This window comes from Pseudoalteromonas sp. ND6B (assembly GCF_000764215.1).
Classification (GTDB): domain Bacteria; phylum Pseudomonadota; class Gammaproteobacteria; order Enterobacterales; family Alteromonadaceae; genus Pseudoalteromonas; species Pseudoalteromonas tetraodonis.
Window position 1 is genome coordinate 18,243 of the sequence record NZ_JQFL01000021.1, and the last position, 21,339, is coordinate 39,581.

The window sequence follows — 21,339 nt, forward strand, 5'->3', positions numbered from 1 at the left end:
TGCTTTTTATAAAATCAAACAATAAGGTTTTACATTAAAGTGCTAACCATACATCGGTTACGCCTGGCTCGTTCCCTTGAGTCCACCATTTAGCTTGGTACTTATTACCTTGATAAGAAACTTCATCACCACTGTTATAAATAGCCGTTGGCTGCCAAACTTCGACACCCGTACCATCTGTAGGCTGTGTTGTTGCCTCCCACGCACCACCTAAATCAGGACGCTCGCCTTGAGTCCACCACTTTGCTTTATATTCAACGCCGTTATAAGTGACGACATCGCCACCAACGTATGCAACACTCGCATCCCAATCTCCTGTTGGTGGAGTGGTAGTATCACCATTTGTCACTGTTACGCTAAAGCTTTGTGTTGTAGTTAATTCGCCATCACTGACTGCAACTGAAACAGTGAAGTTTGTATCTGTATCTACAGCGCCTGCCTCAATGCTCACATTTGCACCGCTGCCCACTAACGTTAAGCCTGTTGGTACTGTCCACGTATATGTAAGCGCATCGTTTTGTGCATCGTTTGCAACTACAGCAACACTTGCTGATGCGCCTTCGTCAACACTAACATTAGCAATTGCATTAACACTCGGTGCTGTATTTTCGCCGCCTGATGTTGGCGCAATAACATTAACAACAACATCACGATTCACTGTTGCTTGACCATCTGATACCGCAACGGTTGCAACATACTGTGTATCTGCAGTTACTGTTGGCGCGGTAATAACCAGTGATGATGTATTTTGTCCAGATACTACTAGCGCGCTATCAGCACTCCAGCTAAAGCTCAGTGGATCGTTATCTGCATCGGTTGCAGAAGCCGTTACTGTGATGCTCTCGCCTGAATTAACAGACACAGATGAAGACACTGAAACAACCGGTTTTTTATTACTTGGCGGCGCAACTACGCCCCCTAAGCCATCATGCATTGCATTTAGAATGTCACCATTGTCAGCATCAATTTCCCATGCAAATAAACCGCCTAAGTTATGCTGATTAACATACGCACCTTTGGCCAGCACAGATTTACGGCTATCATAAGTAATTAGTTTACCGGTTGAGCGATTCCATACATAAGCGGCTTGTGCTTGCTCATCATAACCCACTTCAAAACCATTAATACCGGTGCCTGCCGCACCAATCATATTGGCTTTAACGCCCTTGTAATCAATAACTCCATCTTCCCATACACCTTGTGCCGTGGAGCCTTTTAACGGGCCATTACCAGGGGCGGTCATTGGGTTACCATCAATCGCTGCATTTTGCGGGTAAACACCTTCCCAACCACGGCCATACATGGCTGTGCCGACGACGATTTTTTTCGATGGTACATTTTGCGCAAGTAATAGCTGTACTGCATTATCGGTGGTATAAGCAGGGCCTTTACGAGGTTCGCCATTTTCATCAAGCCCAGTGCCATTACATTGACCAACACTCATATGCTCGCCACAGTAAAGTGCAGTTTGATGACCGGTTACGTTACTCCATGCGCCATAAAAGTCATAGGTCATGGCAAAAATGTAATCCATGTACTGGCTTGCGGCTTGATAATCTACATCTTCAATTTTATCGTAACCAGCACCAATGGCTGAGGTTAACTCGTAAGTACGACCCGTTTCTGCTTCAAGTTTATCAAGCATAGCGCGTAGTTCTTGCATTAATGCAACATAGGCTGGGCCATCGTTAATTGGATCGCCAATATCAGGATTGGGGCCGTCACCACCTGGGAATTCCCAGTCAATATCAACACCATCGTAAAACTTCCAGGTTCTTAAAAACTCTTCCATTGAGGCAACAAAGGTGTCGCGGTTTGCTTTATTAGTAAAACCACCAAATGGGTCTGATAACGTCCAACCACCTACAGATGGTAAAATTTTAATATCTGGGTAACGCTGTTTTAGTGCCATTAACTGCGAGTAAGTACCACGAATGGGATCTTTAGCATCAACCCCTGGCAATGCTTTTTGTACTGCGGCCCATGGGTCGTGAATAACCACTTCGTAATCTGCAGAGCCCGCACAGGCTGTTTCCAGTGCGCGCTTAGGACCGCCAGTTAACGACGCATTTTCCCCACAAATTGGAATAAAGCCATACAAAATATGACTCAGGTTTTGTGCTGGCATATTCGTTACATCGTAATCACGGCCATAGATCCCCCACTCAACAAAGTAAGCGCCCGTCACTAAATCTTGCTTAACGCCAATATCACGGTTATTTGGGTCAACATCCATAGGTAATGGTGCTAAATGTCCGCCGTCAGTGTCAGCAATTACAATTGGCTTACCCGCACTTCTCGCACAGGTCGTGCCGCCTTCACATAGCTCAACATACATTGTATGGCGGCCTGCTTTATCATAAGGGAATGAAATAGTGCCACTTTTAGAACCAGCAGCAAGCGTGCCCTCATTCACTAGCATGTCATCAAAGTACACTTTATAGCTATCGCCGCCATCACCGCTCCACGCACTCCATTCAATGTTGATATTAACTTGCTCAACACGGGTAACCAGCTGTTTGTAAGAGCCGTTTCCCTCAAGGTCTACCTCAACAAACGAATATTGCTGTGGCTCCCAATTAATACTTGGTGTAGAAGGCGCTGCCGATACAGAACCGGCAAATAGTGCAACACCCATAGCTGCGGTTAATTGTTTAATATTCATATTTCTCTCTTATCTATTTTTAATGTGATTATTTTGGTTTAATAAGTTTGAACTACAAAACTTAGGCTTTTAGTTACAGTGTTTTCCATACATCGGCTTGTCCTGGCGTATCGCCTTGAGTCCACCAATTAGCGCGATAGCGCTGTCCTTGATAGATTATTTCTGCGCCCGCTTGATAGGCTTTGTTAATACTCCATGCTGCTGGATTAGTACCCTCCTCAACAAGCTCCCACGCACTTGAACTATCGGGCTGCTGACCTTGATTCCACCATTTAGCTAAGTAAACACGCTCTTGAAAACTCACTTTATCTGTTGCTTGATAAACCTCAGTAGTGCTCCAAGGCGCTATAACAGGATCATTGATAACGCTGTCATTAACGGTGACAACAAACTCGGTTTGGGTCGTTAATTGGCCATCAGAAACAGATACCACAACGGTATAATCTGTAGGTGTTGAAACTTCAGGTGAAATTAAGTTGATATTGGCATCGCTACCGGTAAAACTCAGTGGTGCCGGTACTGACCAAGTATAAATTAACGCATTTTGCTCATCATCAAACGCATGTAAATGCACAGCCGTAGTGGTGTTTTCATCAACTACTAGGTTTTCTGGCTTACTAACAATAGGCGCTGTATTATCAGGGGTGCCCAGCACGCTTAATGTATAGGTATAATTTGGATTGCTGCCATAGACTTGGTTTGTTAGTACATCAGCGCTGTTAAATACAACATCGCCAATTTGATTTTGCACACCAATCTGCACTAAATGCGCATAATCAAGGTTAAGTTGTGACGCCAACACTTGCTGCCAATTTGCTTGATTATCGGCATTGATTTTAAGTTGTTGATTAATCACCTCTTGGCCAGATTCATCAAATAAGCGAGCCCATACGGTGTCGCCAACAATGGCATTTTGCCCTTGACGTACAAAGTACCCAAGGCTTGCCCACGCATTCGGATTGGTTGGAGCAGCGTCGTTTACAATATTTATATCACTACAGTTATAAAAGCCTTCACCCACAACATCGTTTCGTTGCCAGCGGCTGTACAAAATGGCATCACCGTTGCGTCCTTGTGGAATAGCCACACTCATTTGATAATAACGCTCACCATCGGTGTCTTTAATCACGTCAACATTTTGATACTCCTGAACTAGCTCTAAGTCTTGCCAGGTCAATACATCAGTAGCGGCATTAAAAGTTGGCTTAGTTAAGTAAAACTGCCAAAAGCTGGGATTATGTGGCGTTGATGCAAGGTAACGAACTTGAATTTCACCATTAGCATTGGGCACTACGTCACTACGTTGCCAATGTGGTGATGGTAAATCCATACCGCGTTTGGCTGTATCGCCACCAGCACATAAAGTGCCGTTTGGTACACTGGCCTCAACTGCGGTTTGATTTAAATAGTCAGGAGTATTAACAGAAAATTCAATCGCTTGCACAAACTGCACCGTGCCGGATTCTAGATATGCTGATCGACAAGCAAGGTTAGGAATATTTGTGCCATCTTCTGGCCACCAGTATCCGCCATCATCTTGGCAAAATGCTTGGCGTGCTTTAGGACTATCCATATAACCATGTGCTTGTACTTGCGGTGCTAGCATACTCAGTAGCAAGCCACCTGCGATTGCAGATAGCGATAGTGTGTTAAGTTTAATTGATGCCATTATTTTATCCTTTCTAAGACTCAATACATGGGGCAAGCTCAGGCCTACCCCTTATTGTTTTTGAAAATTACAGGCTACAACTTAGGGTCCAATCAGCCGTTACACCCGGCTCAGACGTTGTCCACCACTTGGCTTTGTATATCGCGTTGTTATGAGACATTAAGTCACCTGCTGCGGCATGGCTTGGGTTGCCCGCCCAGTCAGTTTGAGGGAAGTTTGGATAAACAGGTATCGAGGCTATATCAACTCCTTCACACGTACCTGCAGGGTCACCGCCACCGTTATCTGGATTGCTCGTGCCATCACCCGGTGTTGCATCTGGTAGCATTGGGTATTCAGCTTTGAATGCGTAAGTTTTTCCATCTTTTTCAATGGTAAAGTTGCTAGGCCCAGTGATTGGCATGTAGTACATCACTTGTGCATTCACAGTTGCACCAGCGCTAAAGTCTTTTGGTTGACCGCCCCATTCATTGTTCAGTGTGATTGAGAAACGGTGGAACTCGTTCTCAAAACCGCCAATATTATTACCCGCTGCGTTCGAGCCATTTACTTCTACTGCCATGCCCAGTTTTTCTTGTGCATTCCAGTTGGATTTAAAAATAGCGGAGGTTGATACCGGTACATCAAATGAAATTTTTGCACCGCTTAAATCAAGGCTTGAGTTATTGGTAAACGCAAATGTTGGGCTGATTGGGTAGTTATCATCACCGACAGGGAAGTCTTTGGCTTCAAATGTGATATCTACAGCTTCAGCAGGCACTGTAAAGTTTGGATTTCCGCCATGTACATCATATGCAACACCGCTTTGATTAAACTTATCGTATGCAAGTGAAGTAAGCGTTGACCCCATGAAGTACTCGCCTTTTGCTGAGTCGTAATCAAAATCACCAGCAAGCTCCCAGAACATGATACCGCCAAGGCCGTTGTTAATAACATAATCAACTTTAGAGGCCATCGACTCTTCATCTTCTATCGACAGAAATACTTTTTTATCGGCATTCCAAAGCCAAGGTGCGACGGCAACACTGTCGTAATAACGTGTGTAAGAACCTGTTAAGCGATCGTCAGTATCGGTATCGGGGGTTAAGCCATACACTTCGAGGTAAGAGCCAACAATACCATTTTCGAGATTTTTAGCGTGCCATAAAGGATTTGAACCGGCGGGCATTTCTTGACCTGCGTCGTTCTTATCGTGCCAAAGGTTATCAATACCTAATGCACCATTACCACACTTGTTCTTTTCACCAACCCCTGTACCTGTGGCACAATCAGCTTGGTTTGGTAAAGCCGATTGACCCCATAGACCATTAGTTCCGCCCGACACATCTTTAAAACCTCGAGTATAATAAGGAATACCGATATTGATTCGACCGGCAGCCATTGCCCCTCGGAAATAACGAACCGCCCAATCGGTGTTTAAGTAACCAATCCCTTCAAATTCTTTAGTGCCGTAGACGTTCCATTGTGTCAGTTCTGAGTCTAAACCGGTGTCAAATAAGGCAGCATTGTGCCCTACATGTGAGTTCCATGCGCCATGTAAGTCGTAAGACATAATGTTTACATAATCCAGATATTTAACCGCTTGAAAGGTTTCCATACCTCGTAATAAATAACCAGAAGATGGAGACGCAATAGTGAGTAAATAGTGCTTACCTGCTGCTTCACCTGCACGGTCTAGCTCTTCACGTACTTTTTTCATTAGCACTTGGTATGAGGCATTCAATCCTGCACGGCGCGCGTTGGATATAGGAAAATCATCGGGGTGACCTGAGTCGTTCATTGAAGATGGGTATTCATAATCAATATCAACGCCGTCAAATCCATATTTTTCAATAAACTCAACGGTGCTTTTTGCAAATGCATTAATACCTTCATAATTGACTGAGCCATCAGCATGGGTGGTCATGGTATAAAAGCCACCACTTTCAACGCGGCCGGTTTCATCAAAATACCCCCCCGTTTCAGCCCAGCCACCTACCGATACCAAGGTTTTAACGTGTGGGTGTTGTTTTTTGTATTTATTTAAAAGATTAAAGTGTCCTTTGTATGCAAACTCAGGATCCATTTCAGCGCCAATAACGCCTGGCCATTCCATGTTTGTAGCAGGATTATTTGCTGAATTAGGATCGCCAATAGATACTTTATTATTGGCATCAACATGCGCAAAGGCATAATTAATATGAGTAATTTTATCCCATGGAATATCATTAACTAGATAACTTGGTTGGTCATTAGCACCATTTCGCCAACTAGTAAAATAACCAATAACACGACGCGGGTGGTCAGCTCCCATAACTTCACGACCATCAGCATCATACACAGTACAATAAGGCGTATTAACACCGGGGGTTTGATATAACCCTTGTGGTTGACAATCAGTTACACCACTGCCGGGCGCTGCAGAGTCAACAACATTTAGGGTTTTTGTGGTTTGTGCTGTAGCCCCTTCGTTATCAGTCACTGTAAGTGTAAAGCTGGCTTGCCCAAGAGCTGTAGCCTGCCATGTATACTGACTAGTTGCTGATGTCGCTTGATGAGTATCATTACCATTTATAGCAAAATTAAGCGCGGTGATCTCACCATCGCTATCGCTACCTGAAAGCTCAAACACAACTTGTGAACCCACAATTAGCTGTTCAGGTAAGGTACTCAATGAAATTGATGCAACGGGTACTTGATTAACAGGATTAGTAACGTCATCTGCAACTGTTAAGGTATTGATGATTTGTAATGACTGCGCACCTTGATCATCCGTTGCAATTGCACTTATTTGATGAGAACCCGCCACAGCTCGCCAATCAACGCTGTAAGGTGATGAAGTATCTGCAGCTAGAAAAATACCATCAACAAAAAACTCAACGGTGGTTACCTCTCCATCGTTATCAATTGCTTGCGCCGATATGACAACGCTGTCTTTATCGGTTAGTTGAAAACCGTCTGCAGGCATTAACTCGGTAATTACTGGAATTTCATTATCAATGACAGCGTTGTCACACGCACCCAAAATTTTCCAATCTTTATAATCACCAGCATTCTCCACTGGATTGGCTTGCGTCCACCAGCTAGCTTCATACGCTGTGCTTTGCGCTTGCACTTGCACTTGATCTCCAGCAACGTGTGTCTGGCCTGTTTGCCACTGTTCTAACGCACTGCAATCAATAGACGCGTGTACATTTAAACTAAGAAAACTTAACGATAAAGCACTTAGATTAAAGGCATTTGTTATTATTTTACGTGAGCTCATTGGCTCCTCCATTAACGATGTTTATACTCATTATTTTTTACCTTTCAGGTACAAACTTAACATGGATATCGTAAATATCAAGAAAATAATGCACAAATAACAAACAAAATAAATACAAAATAATTAGATTATAAAATCAACTAATTATTTATTACTATAAAATTAAGAGGGGATATTCCATAAAAAAGCCCAGCATTGCTGGGCTTTGAATGTCTAAGGGGTAAACGTTTTATTCAGAAAATGAAACCGTAATAATATTCGAACATACGTTTTCAGATACGCATAACTGATAGTCGTATGCCGGTAATGTTGCGTTACGCACATAATCACGGTAACGGCCATTATCTGATACGGTATCTACTAGTTCGCCATTTCGGTATAGGCTAAGTGACTCAGCCCCTACTTCTGCCCAGTTTAACTCAACACGCATAGTATCAAGACGTGACTTGTTAGCGCGTTTTAAGCTCAATTCAATTTCAACATCACTAACAACCACTGTTTGAGTGAATGTATCTGAGTTATTTTCACTATCCGTTACGGTTAATTCAACCTCATAACTTCCTGACTGAGCGTAAACATGTGTAGGATTTGGGTTTGTTGATGTTGAACCATCACCAAAGTTCCAGCTCCACTGTGAAATGTCATCATTTACATCACGACTTGTATCTACAAATGTAGCAGTTAAACCTTGTGCTGAAACACTAAAGCCAGCTTGTGGTGGTTGTGGGCTTACCTCACCAATAGCGCTAAATGTAAGTGACCAACCATTGATATTACCCGTATCTGCACCAGCTGTATCTTCAACATGAAGTGTCCAATCTCCGGTTGCCACTTCAGAATTAAATACGCTTGATGTAAATGACTTAACAATATCGTCTGCACTGCCACCTTCATTGCTTTGTAAAGTTACTTCTGTACCTTGCGCTGAAATAAGCGTAAGTACTAAGTCACCAGACCAAGTATGCGTAATATCTACATCAGCAGTGGTGCCAAAAATAGTTAAATCATCAGCAACCGTAATAACCGAGCTTGCGCCCTCTGGAGAATTATCTGGAATAGCGATGTTTTCATCACTGCTGTAAGTAAAATCATTTAAACCAGCAGGTTGAAGCATTAAGCTAACAGTTTGTTCTTTAACTTGCTCGTCTGATGTTGCGGTAACAGTAAAGTCGTAATTTCCCCACTGAGTATCGCTGTTAGTTGCAACTGATAGAACAACTTCATCGCCCGGACGAGCGGTAGTTGCGCTTAGTGATGCATCGGTAAGATCTGAAGCTAAAGCCAGTGAAACGTCACCTTCCCATTGTGCAATTGAGCCAATCGTAAAGGTATAAGTAACCGTATCACCTACAGTCGCTTGCTGAGAAACCGGCGATACAGATAATTTAAAGCCTGGAGTTGGATCAGCATCAATTAGCGCTTGGTTAACATTTAGACGTGTACCTGCAACCGTTTTACCATTTAATGCCGCATTAGCATCACCACTAGACATAAGTAATTCTTTAAGCTCTAGTGTTGTTAAATCAGGATTAACTGAAAGTACAAGTGCAGCAGCACCAGCTACATGCGGTGTTGCCATAGATGTACCTGAATAAGTAGCATAGCTATTACCAGGAACGGTCGACAAAATACCTGAGCCAGGTGCGCCCATATCAACACTTGTTAGGCCCCATTGAGAAAAACTAGACATATTATCTCTGCTATCAGTACTTGCTATCGATAATACGTTGTCGTTTTCATAGTTAGATGGGTAGTGTGGATTTTGATCGTTATCAACCGCATCGTTACCCGCAGCAGCAACAAATAAAATATCAGCTTGCTCACTAGCCGTAATCGCATCAGCTAACGCTTGGCTAAAACCACCGCCGCCCCAGCTATTATTTAACACACGCAGATTAACTCCCGCATTTTTAAGGCCAACCATGTAATCGATACACTTAATAGCACCAGAGGTAGAACCTGTACCATCTGCGGCTAAAAACTTACAACCAACAATAGAAACATCATGGTTTACACCAACAACACCGACACCATTGTTACCACTGGCACCGATTGTACCCGATACGTGTGTACCATGGCCTTCGTCATCCATCGGGTCACCAACATCAGTAATTGCATTAATACCGTGAACGTCATCAATGTAACCGTTTCCGTCATTATCGATACCATCACCGGCAATTTCACCACTGTTTACCCACGCGTTCGGAGCTAAATCAGGGTGGCTATAATCAACACCCGTATCAATAACACCTACTACAACATCACGACTACCTGTAGAGATTGACCATGCTTCTGGTGCATCAATATCGGCATCAGCCGTGCCACCAGTTTGGCCTTCGTTGTTTAAGCCCCATAAATCATCAAAACGAGGGTCATTAGTTGCGCTTGCTATGCTCACTCGGTAATCAGGCTCAACATACTCAATAGCTTGATGCGATTTTAAGCGCTCAATTGCTTCTTTAGCGCTCATTCCTGATATTTTAAATTTTGCGAGGCGGCCTGAAAATAACGAGGTGAAGTTATCATCAATTTCATCGTTATTTAGATCAGATATTTTGGCTTTTACTAACGAACGAGCTTGCTTACGCATTTCCGGCGAAGCATTCTTTTTATATTTAACAATAATCGAGTCACTGCTCGCAGTTACTTTTTGAGTTGTACTGTTAACATCAGGCAATTTAGCCGCAGCTAAACAAGGTAAAAGTGCAAGTGTAATAATAGATAATTTTGTTTTCATTGTTCTATCCGTAATTAAGTTAACTTAGCTTTACTAAGCGAAATATTTACGTTTATGAATTTAAGTAATCACGTGGCAAGCGTTAAGAAAACGGGTAATCAGTCACTAACTCAAGTAAAAAAAGCAAAATCAGGAACAAAACCATTATTTTTAACTAGAAATACAGTAAAAAAAACATTAATAGCAGCCATTTTAATGAATTAAATAACTTATTTTTAACATAGTGTTAACTCATTATTTTTTACTGGTTTTTGATGTAAATAGATAGAAAATACAAATTAAAGGAGTAAGTAATTGAAATTTATAGATTTAAATTACCATTAAAAAAGATGATTCAAAATGAACTCATTGAAGAATACAGTGACTGAGCAGTTATGAATTAGTGAATGGCAAACCACCTTACCAAGTACTAATGACCAAACCCTAGTTCATATTTAAAACAGCATTTTACGTTTAAGAATAAAAAGCTAATCACACATTATGGCAGCACGGCATGCTGCAACGAAAATACCTTTTTAAAACTTAATAAATAATCAAGGTATTTTATTTTATCTTTCAAGGAGAATAATAATGAAATTGAATAAATCACTTTTAAGCTGTGCAATTGCAATTGCAATGGGCGCCAGCTTTACAGCAAACGCAAACACAGAAACAAAAGCAGGTTCAACTTCTGAGCTTGCAGCTAAAGTATCTGTAAGTAGCATTGAGAATGCTGTAACAGTTAAGCAATCATTTTCTGACAACACGGCATTAGTCTCTCAAGATGGCGATGGCAATACTGCACTAGCTACTGAAATCGGTAACAACAACGATGTTAAAATAGCTCAATTACAAAATGGTAATTACGCCGAAGTTGAAACAACAGGTGATAACAACCAACAAACTTATGCACAAGATGGTGTTGCTAATGGTTTCATCACACGCATAACGGGTGATAACAACGGCGTTTATGTTTCTCAATTCGGCCAAGGGTTATTTCAAAACAATGAAGCAATCAATATTATCACTGGTAGCGACAATAATATTGACGTTGAACAAGGAAATGGCGGTCACTGGTTTTACAACATGGACATGAGAGGTAATGGTAACGAAATTATTTCATCTCAGTCTGGTATGTGGCAAGAATTTGAAGTACTTAGCTTATCAGGCGATGAAAACATTATTGAAATTGAACAAACAGACACCTGGAATGAATTTAAAATAGGCTCATTACGCGGTAACGAAAATGAGATTGACGTTAGCCAAGATGGTTCACGTAACATCATTACATTTACTGATATTGCTGGTGATGACAACGAAATAGCTATTGAACAAAGCAGCGGTGATAACAATACCATTACTTTTGCAGCCGTTACTGGTAATGATAATGAAATAAAACTAGACCAAGAAGGTTCGAATAATGCTATTGAGTCTGGTCTTTTTGACGGTTCATTCAATGAAGTAACAGTTAATCAAATTGGTGATGAAAACCTTGCGACTACTGAGCTAATGGGCGATAACAATGAGCTTACAGCAATGCAAGTTGGTAACACTAATGAAGCATACATGGGTGTCATTGGTTCAAATAATGAATTTACAGTAACCCAGGTTAGTGATTTTAACTCGGTTCATTTAGCTAACTTTAATGGTAGCGGTAACGATGTTGATCTTAGCCAATCAGGTGGCGATGAAAACGCAATTTTAGTGCAGTCTTCATACCCTGATGTTTCTCTCACTTCAAACGATAACGATATTGATGTTAATCAAGTCGGTAATCAAAACGAGGCGATTGTTACACTAGCGGGTATCCTTGATAGTAACGCAAACCAAATTGATATTGCTCAAAATGGTGATATTAACGTTATTGACTTAATGGTAGAAGGCAGTAATCACTCTATTGATATTGCACAGCAAGGCGAAGGTAACTGGGTAGGTGGAACTGGAGATTCAGCGTTTTTATTAGGCGGTGAAAACGTTTCATTCTCTGTTACTCAAACCGGTAACTACAACACTGTTGAAGGTAACGTAATTGGCTTTAACAGTACATTCTCTGTCACTCAACTTGGTGATGGTAATACAGCAACAATTACACAAATGTAATTGATGAGACGGGGAGAGTAACCCTCTCCCTTATTTTAACTATGAAAAATAAACAATATATCTATCTTTTTATACTTTTAACTTTTTTTACTCCTTTGAGTAATGCCAGTGCTGATTTAGAAATCGATGGATTATTACTAAACAAAAGTATTAGTCGCTTTGGGTATCAATTTTATAGTGAATTTTCAAATTATTGGCGTGAACTGCCTTCAACAGCTGGCTTTAATGTAGAAATAAAAGAAACGGTTATACCCCGTGCTGGTACTAAATTAGTTTTAATAATGAATCATAAGATTATTTATGCAACCCATTTGGGACGAAAGTTAGAGCCTTTGGACGAGCGAGTAGAGCAAGCAGTGCACTCTGTAATGGACGCTATGGCGCGATCGAATATGCAAACAGCGAGTCCTGATATGGCATTGAATGGATGGTAACAATGAAAAAAATAGCATTAACAATAATAACAACTTTAAGCTTTTCAGTCTCCGCAACTGAAATTATTTATACCCCTATTAACCCGAGTTTTGGTGGCAACCCTCTCAATGCCAATATGCTGCTTAGTAAGGCACAAGCACAAAATAAACATAAAGCGCCGGTTGTCGAAAAAGGGTATGCAGAGCAGTTTCAAGATTCATTAGAGCGGACATACTTAAATCGAATGGTGAGAGAAATCACCGACATGGCTTTTGGGGAAAATATTGAAGACAGTGTTTTTAATCAAGACTCCATTTTTATGAGTGGTGATTATCAAATAGAAGTGATCACCAGTACAACCGACACTATCACGGTTAGAATAACAAATGTAATTGATGACTCGGTTGTGGTTATCGAAGTACCGAGGTTTGGATAATGTATAAATTAATAATAATAACAATCGCTCTTTCTCTTAGTGGTTGCTCTACTATGGGTAATTTAATCCCTCCGTCAAAACAAAGTGCGGTAACGTTAGAGCCAACAGATGTCTTTTCTGATTTAAAAAGCTTACCTAAACCTGCGGGCAGCATTCCAGTCTCGGTTTATTCATTTCGCGATCAAACCGGTCAATATAAGCCACAAACTAATGTTAGCTCGTTTTCAACGGCCGTCACTCAAGGTGCAAACTCTATTCTAGTGCAAGCATTACATGAGTCTGACTGGTTTACGCCGGTTGAACGTGAGGGTCTACAAAATATTTTAACAGAGAGAAAAATAATTAGAGCGGCACAAGCGACTAACCCTAATCAAGGCGAGCTACCGCCGTTAACCACTGCGAAAATCATTTTAGAAGGCGGTATAATTAGTTACGACACCAATGTAAAAACGGGTGGCTTAGGAATGGAATATTTTGGTATTGGCGCATCAGAGCTATATCGTGAAGATGCAATATCAATCTATTTACGTGCCGTAGATGTAAGAACTGGCCAGGTATTGTTATCAGTAGCCACCAGCAAAAAAGTATTGAGCCAAGAAATGCGAGCAGGTTTTTTTAGGTATGTTAGCTATAAACGTCTGGCGGAAGCTGAGGCGGGCTTTAGTGATAATGAACCAATGAGTATTTGCGTAACGCAAGCAATAGAAAAAGCGCTTACAGATCTTATCACCAAAGGTATTGATAAAGGCTTATGGGCTAAACAGGCAACTTAACCTACTCTTGCAGATGGCCACAACGTCATTGATGTGGCCAAACAAATAACGATTAGCTCTCAACGGGTAATAATACTGAAATATATCTTTGCGCCCAATTGGCCAATTCAACTCTATTACGCGAATTAGTTTTTTTAAATGCGCTATAAAGGTGAGTTTTAACAGTGTGGTCACTAATGTTTAGTTTGTCCGCTATTTTATTATTACTCGCTCCTTGTGCTATTAAATGAATAACCGACTTTTCTCGTTTAGTTAAATGTTTATAGTCAGCTTCATTTAACGTGATATCTTCGCTTAAGGAGCTAAACGAAGAGGCCACACTTAGAATATCATTAAAGGCCTTAGAGATTACTTTACGAGTAAACCAAAGCTCACCAGTAGAAATTCTTACTAAGCCTTTAAATATATCTTCTGCTGCTGCCGATTTATAAAATACCCCATTAAAATGATTAAGTAATAAGTTTTTTTCACATACTTGCTCTAGTTCTACATTAAAAAGCACAACCTTATACTGTTTAGCCAAACAAATTAAATCTGCTGGGATCAAGTCCTGCCAATCATTTTGAGATCCATCAATTAGAAAAATGTCATAAGCACCACGCTGATCAATATGTGGGATAGTACTGTCCATTTTTATATCACCAAAAATGGCTTGAAGTGTTCTTAAAATAACTGTGTAGTTTTGAGAATGGAAAGACGATTGAAGCGTTGTCTTAATAAAAGCCGAGCTTTTTTGCAACATATAACTCATCCTTGAAACATTAGATTTACAACAATCGTCACATTACCTAAATTAACTACAAAACACAATGCTCTTTTGGTATAAGCCAATGAGTTTAGTTACCCTATAAAAGGGTATAAAAGCGTGATGTAACACCGTTAGTCCAACCAAATCCTTGTTGTACTTGATATTCACCCCCGCTGGCTTTTTGTTGCGGTGTGCATACGTTATATTTCTCCAACAAGCATTTATTTTCAATAAAATCTTGTTCTACCATTGTTAGCCAGTTTTTCATTATGCGTGTAGCTAATTGATCAATACCATAATTACGCAAGCCTTTTACCGCAAACCATTGTAATGGAGCCCAGCCATTCGGGCTGTCCCATTGTTGTGGAGTATCAACAACCGTTGTTACAATACCACCTACTTTTAAAAACTGCTTGCTCAATACGTTTGCAACCAGTTCAGCTTGCTGTTGCGAGGCTAAATTAACAAAAAGCGGGGTACTTGCCGCTGCACTTAAAATAGCAGACGGCTTAGATAGCTTATGATTATAATCAACAAAAAAACGCTGCTCATTACTCCAAAGGTATTGATTAATAAGCGACTTTCTTTTTACAGCATAGCCGCTGTACGTTTGTGATTGTTGCTCATTACCAAGCAATTTAAAGCATTCACTAAGCTGATTTTCTAAATTGTACAGTAGGCAATTTAAATCTATGGGTACAATATCTGTCGTTTGAATTGAGCTTAGTAAGTTTGACTCGGCTAACCAGCGCGAGCTAAAGTCCCACCCAGATTCGCACGCAGCACGAATATTACGATAAAACTCAGATTTTTTATCATCGCTAAATCCTGATGCAAGCGCTAAGTCTTCTCTTAATGACTCTGCGCGAGGAGCCGCCTCATCATCCCAATAGCGATTTAATACCCCACCACATGGCATTGTTACTACGCGTTTTACACTTGTTTGCGCATCATCGAGTGTATCTGCTCCTTGCATCCAAAATGCGTGCTCTTTTGTTAAAGCTTCAACACACAATTTAAGCCAAGCTAAATTATGTGTTTTACTGTGAGTGTGCTGCCATAAAAGCTCAACCATCAGCGCTAAAATCGGCGGTTGTGAACGCGATAAATAATAACTGCGGTTACCATTTGGAATGCAGCCGTAATCGTTAATTAAGTCTATGAAGTTTTGTAGCATGTCTTCTACTACATCACTTTTATCTGCATCAATTAAACCCAGCGCAGTAAAGTAACTATCCCAATAATAAATTTCTTGAAAACGTCCACCAGGTACAATGTAGCTGTGCTTTAAAGCGAGTAAAGAATTAGCTTTGGGTGTATCGGCTTCACGTCGAAGGCCGCTCCACAGTGAGTTTATGTAGCCTTTTACACTTGTGGTATTTGCAGCCCCTTTCATTGTTAATAAAGGCGTTGTTATAAAATGCGCATCAACAAACTCTCTTAATTGAGTTTTATCAAGGGGTGCTATTTGCTCATACTGTTTACAGGCACTTTGCCAATCAACACGCGCGGTTGCATCAGCAAACGTTTTACAGTCGCTAAATATATGCTGTGTTTGTACATCTTTAAATAATTGGCTATTAAAAAAACTCATAACTGTCCTAATCTATTAACTATTGACTGCGTGTTGTGAAATGGCATGGGTGCGTTTTTTAAAAATAATCACGCTAATAAAAATTAAACTCATGGGCACAAGTGAAAGATAAAAAGCATGTTGGCCACTAAAGTGCTCAAATACATACCCCGTTATCACCGACCCTGTGGTGCCACCAAGTGCTGAAAACACAACGATTAACCCTGTCATTGCAGCATGTTGATGCTTTTGTAGCGCACTGAGCATGACTGAGTTGAGGACCGGATAAATGGGCGCCATAAAAAAGCCAATTAATGGCAAAACAAACGCCGCCAGAGGCGCATCAAATAAACTATTCACCTCGCTTTTAGGTAAGTTTTCCGTTAGTGGTAAGGTAATAATGATCAATGCAGCCATAGCAACTAAACAACAGCTAAGTACTACAAACCAATGAATATGCTTTAATACTTGGCCCGCCACTAAGCGCCCTAAAGCAAGAGCTGCGGCAAAAATACTCGCTAGTTGAATACTAATGGCTACTGGTAATTGCAAAACTTGATTATTAAATGTAGGCAACCAAGTCCCTACCCCTTGCTCGATTAACACATACAAAAATGCACTAATAATAAAAATCAGCACTAACGGTTGATAGGTAAGTTTGAGCATAGCAATAAAGTCATTCCAACCAGAGTTGCTTTTTTGACCTTTAATAGCAGGTTTTATTGGTGCTATTACGACACTGATAATCACCAAAAGCGTAAGCGCTGCTAATACGTAATAAACGTTCAACCAGGCATTGCTATCAACAGGGTCTATAAATGCGGTGAATACCCAATAGCCACTTAATACACCCACCATAAAAATGCCTTCTATGGTGTTCAGTAATGATGAGTGACTATTTGCATCCTCAGTCACTTGGCCAATAATTGAATAAACCGACACCTTAACGACCGCAAAACCACAACCCACAGCAGCAAATAACACTTTAAACATGTAAAAGTCACTTATTACAGCCGTACTCAAACACGCTATAGCGACAACTATCAGTGCTAGCAGCATTGCAAGCTTGTAGCCTAAACGTGGTATAAATGAAGCAACAACAAATGACATTATTGCAATTGATAAGTCTTTAAATCCCTCTAAAACCGACGCTTCTGTTTTGCTTACCCCTAATGTGTTTATAGCCTGCAAAATAACAGTGCCTACGCTATTTAATAAAATTGCGAAAATAAAATAGCTTGCAGCAATTGCCAGTGTGATTTTTATTTTACTCATTGCGTGCCTCGTTTATAGCGACATACGCCATAACGTTTATAAAGCAAATTACCCATAGCTGGTAAATTACCGTGTGTGTTAGTCAGTGAATCCTGAGTTTAGAGTAGAATAAATATCATTGCAATCGTTTGCATTTTAAATTTAACAATTTTTATACATGCATACTAAGTTAACGTTTGCTTGACTGGCGAGTAATTAATTCTATATCAATAACTTGTGATTCGACTTTTTCACCTGAAAACTGCTGTATTAACTTTTTAACTAACAAAGTCGCAGCGAATTGGGTGTTTTGTTTAATTGTAGAAAGTGAAGGATGGCTGATATCAGCCATGGCAATGTCATCAAATCCAACCAGAGCCACATCGTTGGGAATACTCACGTAGCGCTCTTTCAGCGCTTTCATCGCCCCCAGTGCAACCATGTCACTACAGGCCATAATCGCGTCAAAATACAACCCTTTTTCACGTAATAATTGATTAATTGCTTGATAAGCAGAGCGACTGGTAAGATCAATGGATATAACATGCTGCTCAAGTTTATGGGTAGAAAGTGCAGCAGCGTAACCACGATGCCTTTCACTAATTTCACCATGCTCAGGATCGCCTAAAAATAAAATATTTTTAGCACCGTGTTCTATTAAATGAGCGGTCGCTTGCATTCCTCCTAAGTAGTTATCACTGCCGACAATAGGATAATTGCTTTGTGTTTTTGGATCCCCCCATACAACTAAAGGAATACCTGCATCGGCAGCCGCTTCTATATTAGTTTGGTTTTTTCCTTGCCCCACAACAATAATGCCATCTGCTCGGCGGCCATTAATAAAGTAATTAGCCCAGTCATCTTGCGCCATAATAGAGTTAGATAACAACAACTCTAATCCCTGTTGATTAAGCGCAAGGTTAATTTCGCTCACTACCTTGAGTAAAAATGGATCGCTGATTGATTGCTCGGTTTGCTCATCAAGATTAATAATGACGGCAACAACATTGGTCTTTTGCGTACGCAAACGGCTAGCCGCCGTGTTAAGGCTAAAATTATGTTTTTTTGCAAGCTGCTGAAGCTTGTCGCGGGTTTCTTGCTTAATGAGCGGGTTATTATTCAGCGCGCGCGAAACCGTTGAGGTAGACACCCCAGCAAGCTTTGCTAAATCAGCTAATTTAATTTTTTTATTATTCATAAAACCCTAAACGCTCCACTGCGGCTGTTGCTATATCTAACTTACTGACAATATAGCATTATTATTTTTTACTGGCTTGCCCATTAACTTAAAAATTACGCTCTTGTGTAATTACGCTCAATAAAACAACAGCCCTTATTAATAAATAATTTACAAATAAATATTGCAAACGTTTGCATTTATCTCTAGAGTTTCAATTTATACAGCCTGTTTACATTAAAATTTAATCAATCTCGCTGTAATACACACTGTTTAACACACTAAAAACGGGATCTCACACATGAAATTCAATAAAGCAAAAAGCATGCTAACCTGTGCAATTACTTTAGCCCTAAGCACACACGCTGCTCTTGCAGCAGAACAAGCAAAAGAAAAAAAAGTTGAGCGAATTGTCGTTTCTGGTACACCCGCAGGTGTTGGGATCAGAAAGATTGATGCCAGCTACGCTGTAACAAATATTGATTCATCACAAATTATAAAATTATCACCTAAAAGTACTGCTGACTTATTTAAAGCCGTTCCCGGTGTGTGGGTTGAAAGCTCTGGCGGTGAGTCTGGTGCCAACGTATTTGTGCGTGGGTTTCCAGGAGGTGGTGATGCGCCATTTTTAACACTCAGTATAGAAGGCTCGCCAGTTTACCCTGCGCCTACTCTTTCATTTTTAGAAAACTCATCGTTATTTAGAATCGATGAAACGATTGAAACAATGGAAGCACTGCGTGGTGGTCCTAATCCTGTGCTATCCAATGGTCAGCCTGGTTTAACAACCAACTTTAGATTAAAACGTGGCAGTGAAGATACTCAAGGCTTATTTAAATACACCACCTCAGATTACGACTTACAACGGGTTGATGCTGTAGTAAGTGGTGAAATCACCGACGACCTATATTTTATGGTAGGCGGCTATGTTAAAAGCTCACCGGGTATTCGTGATGCAGGGTTTACCTCAGAAAAAGGCAGCCAATTTACAATTAACATTACTAAAGAGTTAGACAATGGCGAGCTTAACTTTTATACCCGTCAAACAGACGATCATGGCGCATGGTACTTACCAACACCACTCAATGTTAATGGCATTGATGCTGAATATACCCAACTTGGCACACTTAACCGTCAAGCGACGATTTTTACCGGCCCAAATGCGCAACCACACGACATTGACCTAGGTGATGGCCGAGGATGGGATGGCCATGTATCCGGAGGTAGTATTAAACTTGAATTTGATAATGGCTGGCAATTTATTGATCGCTTCAATATTACCAAAGGCGATGCCAATACATTTGGCCTAGTACCTAATGGTTCAGCAACAACCGTTGGTGAAGTGGCCGACAATGGCCAAACGGCATTCGGTGCGGTAACTAACACCGAATATGCTAGTGACACTGCGATTCAGCAACTGGGTCGCTGGGTAGTATTAAAAGAAATAAGCTCGTTTACTAACGACTTAGCTTTTTCAAAACAATTTGGTGACTTATCAGCCACTTTTGGTTATTACACAGCAAGCACATCTGCGAGCGATTGGTGGAGCTTAGGTAATACCGCGTATCATGTGCTGGAAGCTGGTGGTGAGTTATTAAATGGTATTGAATGTAACCAAAACACTGACGGGTGTGGTTTTAATTACGATATTAGCTCAACAGGCGATGCACGCACCAATGCCCTTTACTTTACAAGCCAATATAAATTTGCAGATGCATTTACGCTTGATTTAGGTGTACGTAAAGAAAACCATGATGTGCAGTACAGTGTTGATGAAGACCTTGACGGTATTATCACTAAAACTGTTGATTACGATGAAAGTAAAACCTCATGGACAACCGGTTTAAACTATTCAATTAATGACGACATGGGCGTGTTTGCACGTGTTAACCGTGGTTATAAAATGCCATATTTTGATGACTTTAGAGATAACTTTGGCGCATACCAAGGGGGTGAAAAACTAATTAAAGAAGTAACGCAGGGCGAACTAGGTTACAAGCTTATTTCAGACTCTACCGACTTCTACGCCACCTTTTTTGTCAATGAAGTAAAAGGCGATACCTTTGTAAGTCGCCCGGGTGTGCCGGCTGAAATTTTAACCAACGAAGCGTATGGTGTTGAACTTGATTACAACTTTAATCATGAATCTGGCTTTTCTGTTAATTTAAATACCACATTACAACAAACCGAAATCACTGAAAGTCCAGAAAATAAAGGCAATGAAGCACAGCGCCAGCCTAAATGGCAAGTACGTGTAACACCAAGCTATGACTTTGAAGTAGACGGCATGTATGCCACTTTATATGGAACAATTTCAGCGGTGGATGACCGCTTTGGTAATAACGAAAACACCGTGACACTCGATGGCTACGAAAAAGTAGACTTAGGTTTAATTGTTGAACCAATGGAAGGCATTAAACTGCAATTAGCCATAGATAACCTAACCGACGAGCAAGGTATCACTGAAGGCGACCCACGTAATGCCGACGCGCCCAATGGGCGTTACATTATGCCGCGTACAACACGCTTAAGCGTTAGTTATGCATTTTAATACACTCCCTAAGCAATAA

13 protein-coding genes are annotated in these 21,339 nt (G+C 40.7%); 5 read left to right on the top strand and 8 right to left on the bottom strand.

The features are described from left to right. Positions 1-34: 34 nt before the first annotated feature. The 4 genes from ND6B_RS13590 to ND6B_RS13575 form a co-directional block, all read right to left on the bottom strand. Positions 35-2,665, bottom strand: coding sequence for a glycosyl hydrolase family 18 protein (locus tag ND6B_RS13590; RefSeq protein WP_033102963.1), 2,631 nt, complete (start codon positions 2,663-2,665; stop codon positions 35-37). 73 nt (positions 2,666-2,738) lie between these two features. Continuing rightward, positions 2,739-4,334, bottom strand: coding sequence for a lytic polysaccharide monooxygenase (locus ND6B_RS13585; RefSeq protein WP_033102964.1), 1,596 nt, complete (start codon positions 4,332-4,334; stop codon positions 2,739-2,741). 67 nt (positions 4,335-4,401) lie between these two features. Beyond that, complete coding sequence (locus ND6B_RS13580; protein ID WP_152333071.1) at positions 4,402-7,578, bottom strand: glycosyl hydrolase family 18 protein; 3,177 nt, start codon at positions 7,576-7,578, stop codon at positions 4,402-4,404. 229 nt (positions 7,579-7,807) lie between these two features. After that, positions 7,808-10,315, bottom strand: a complete 2,508-nt coding sequence (locus ND6B_RS13575; RefSeq protein WP_033102966.1) for a S8 family serine peptidase — start codon at positions 10,313-10,315, stop codon at positions 7,808-7,810. Between the two features lie 570 nt (positions 10,316-10,885). On the opposite strand from ND6B_RS13575, the gene ND6B_RS13570 reads away from it, so the two are divergent. From ND6B_RS13570 to ND6B_RS13555, 4 genes are read left to right on the top strand one after another with little or no spacing between them, the layout of a single operon-like run. Then, positions 10,886-12,394 carry a curlin gene (locus tag ND6B_RS13570; protein WP_013463001.1) on the top strand — a complete coding sequence of 503 codons (1,509 nt, stop codon included), beginning with the start codon at positions 10,886-10,888 and terminating at the stop codon, positions 12,392-12,394. 41 nt (positions 12,395-12,435) lie between these two features. Next, entirely contained in the window at positions 12,436-12,828 is a 393-nt protein-coding gene (locus ND6B_RS13565; protein WP_016900116.1) for a curli production assembly/transport protein CsgE, read from the top strand. After that, complete coding sequence (locus ND6B_RS13560) at positions 12,822-13,244, top strand: curli assembly protein CsgF (protein ID WP_016900115.1); 423 nt, start codon at positions 12,822-12,824, stop codon at positions 13,242-13,244. The genes ND6B_RS13565 and ND6B_RS13560 overlap by 7 nt, the downstream gene beginning before the upstream one ends. After that, positions 13,244-14,017 carry a CsgG/HfaB family protein gene (locus ND6B_RS13555; RefSeq protein WP_024602690.1) on the top strand — a complete coding sequence of 258 codons (774 nt, stop codon included), beginning with the start codon at positions 13,244-13,246 and terminating at the stop codon, positions 14,015-14,017. Before ND6B_RS13560 ends, ND6B_RS13555 begins: the two co-directional genes overlap by 1 nt. Before the next feature lie 52 nt (positions 14,018-14,069). On the opposite strand, the gene ND6B_RS13550 is transcribed toward ND6B_RS13555, so the two are convergent. From ND6B_RS13550 to ND6B_RS13535, 4 genes are all read right to left on the bottom strand, one after another. Further along, complete coding sequence (locus tag ND6B_RS13550; RefSeq protein WP_013462996.1) at positions 14,070-14,759, bottom strand: response regulator transcription factor; 690 nt, start codon at positions 14,757-14,759, stop codon at positions 14,070-14,072. Between the two features lie 103 nt (positions 14,760-14,862). Then, positions 14,863-16,359: an alpha,alpha-trehalase TreF gene (gene treF, locus ND6B_RS13545; RefSeq protein WP_051686685.1), complete on the bottom strand. Its 1,497-nt coding sequence runs from the start codon at positions 16,357-16,359 to the stop codon at positions 14,863-14,865. Positions 16,360-16,374: 15 nt separating this feature from the next. Continuing rightward, positions 16,375-17,613: an MFS transporter gene (locus ND6B_RS13540; protein ID WP_033102968.1), complete on the bottom strand. Its 1,239-nt coding sequence runs from the start codon at positions 17,611-17,613 to the stop codon at positions 16,375-16,377. A 169-nt stretch (positions 17,614-17,782) separates the two neighbouring features. After that, entirely contained in the window at positions 17,783-18,790 is a 1,008-nt protein-coding gene (locus ND6B_RS13535; protein WP_010389326.1) for a LacI family DNA-binding transcriptional regulator, read from the bottom strand. Positions 18,791-19,070: 280 nt separating this feature from the next. On the opposite strand from ND6B_RS13535, the gene ND6B_RS13530 reads away from it, so the two are divergent. Further along, entirely contained in the window at positions 19,071-21,320 is a 2,250-nt protein-coding gene (locus tag ND6B_RS13530) for a TonB-dependent receptor (RefSeq protein ID WP_033102969.1), read from the top strand. Positions 21,321-21,339: the final 19 nt, after the last annotated feature.

Coding starts and splice junctions, on each gene's coding strand:
- ND6B_RS13590 (WP_033102963.1), bottom strand. CDS start 2,665: ATGAATATTAAACAATTAACCGCAGCTATGGGTGTTGCACTATTTGCC.
- ND6B_RS13585 (WP_033102964.1), bottom strand. CDS start 4,334: ATGGCATCAATTAAACTTAACACACTATCGCTATCTGCAATCGCAGGT.
- ND6B_RS13580 (WP_152333071.1), bottom strand. CDS start 7,578: ATGAGCTCACGTAAAATAATAACAAATGCCTTTAATCTAAGTGCTTTA.
- ND6B_RS13575 (WP_033102966.1), bottom strand. CDS start 10,315: ATGAAAACAAAATTATCTATTATTACACTTGCACTTTTACCTTGTTTA.
- ND6B_RS13570 (WP_013463001.1), top strand. CDS start 10,886: ATGAAATTGAATAAATCACTTTTAAGCTGTGCAATTGCAATTGCAATG.
- ND6B_RS13565 (WP_016900116.1), top strand. CDS start 12,436: ATGAAAAATAAACAATATATCTATCTTTTTATACTTTTAACTTTTTTT.
- ND6B_RS13560 (WP_016900115.1), top strand. CDS start 12,822: ATGGTAACAATGAAAAAAATAGCATTAACAATAATAACAACTTTAAGC.
- ND6B_RS13555 (WP_024602690.1), top strand. CDS start 13,244: ATGTATAAATTAATAATAATAACAATCGCTCTTTCTCTTAGTGGTTGC.
- ND6B_RS13550 (WP_013462996.1), bottom strand. CDS start 14,759: ATGTTGCAAAAAAGCTCGGCTTTTATTAAGACAACGCTTCAATCGTCT.
- treF (WP_051686685.1), bottom strand. CDS start 16,359: ATGAGTTTTTTTAATAGCCAATTATTTAAAGATGTACAAACACAGCAT.
- ND6B_RS13540 (WP_033102968.1), bottom strand. CDS start 17,613: ATGAGTAAAATAAAAATCACACTGGCAATTGCTGCAAGCTATTTTATT.
- ND6B_RS13535 (WP_010389326.1), bottom strand. CDS start 18,790: ATGAATAATAAAAAAATTAAATTAGCTGATTTAGCAAAGCTTGCTGGG.
- ND6B_RS13530 (WP_033102969.1), top strand. CDS start 19,071: ATGAAATTCAATAAAGCAAAAAGCATGCTAACCTGTGCAATTACTTTA.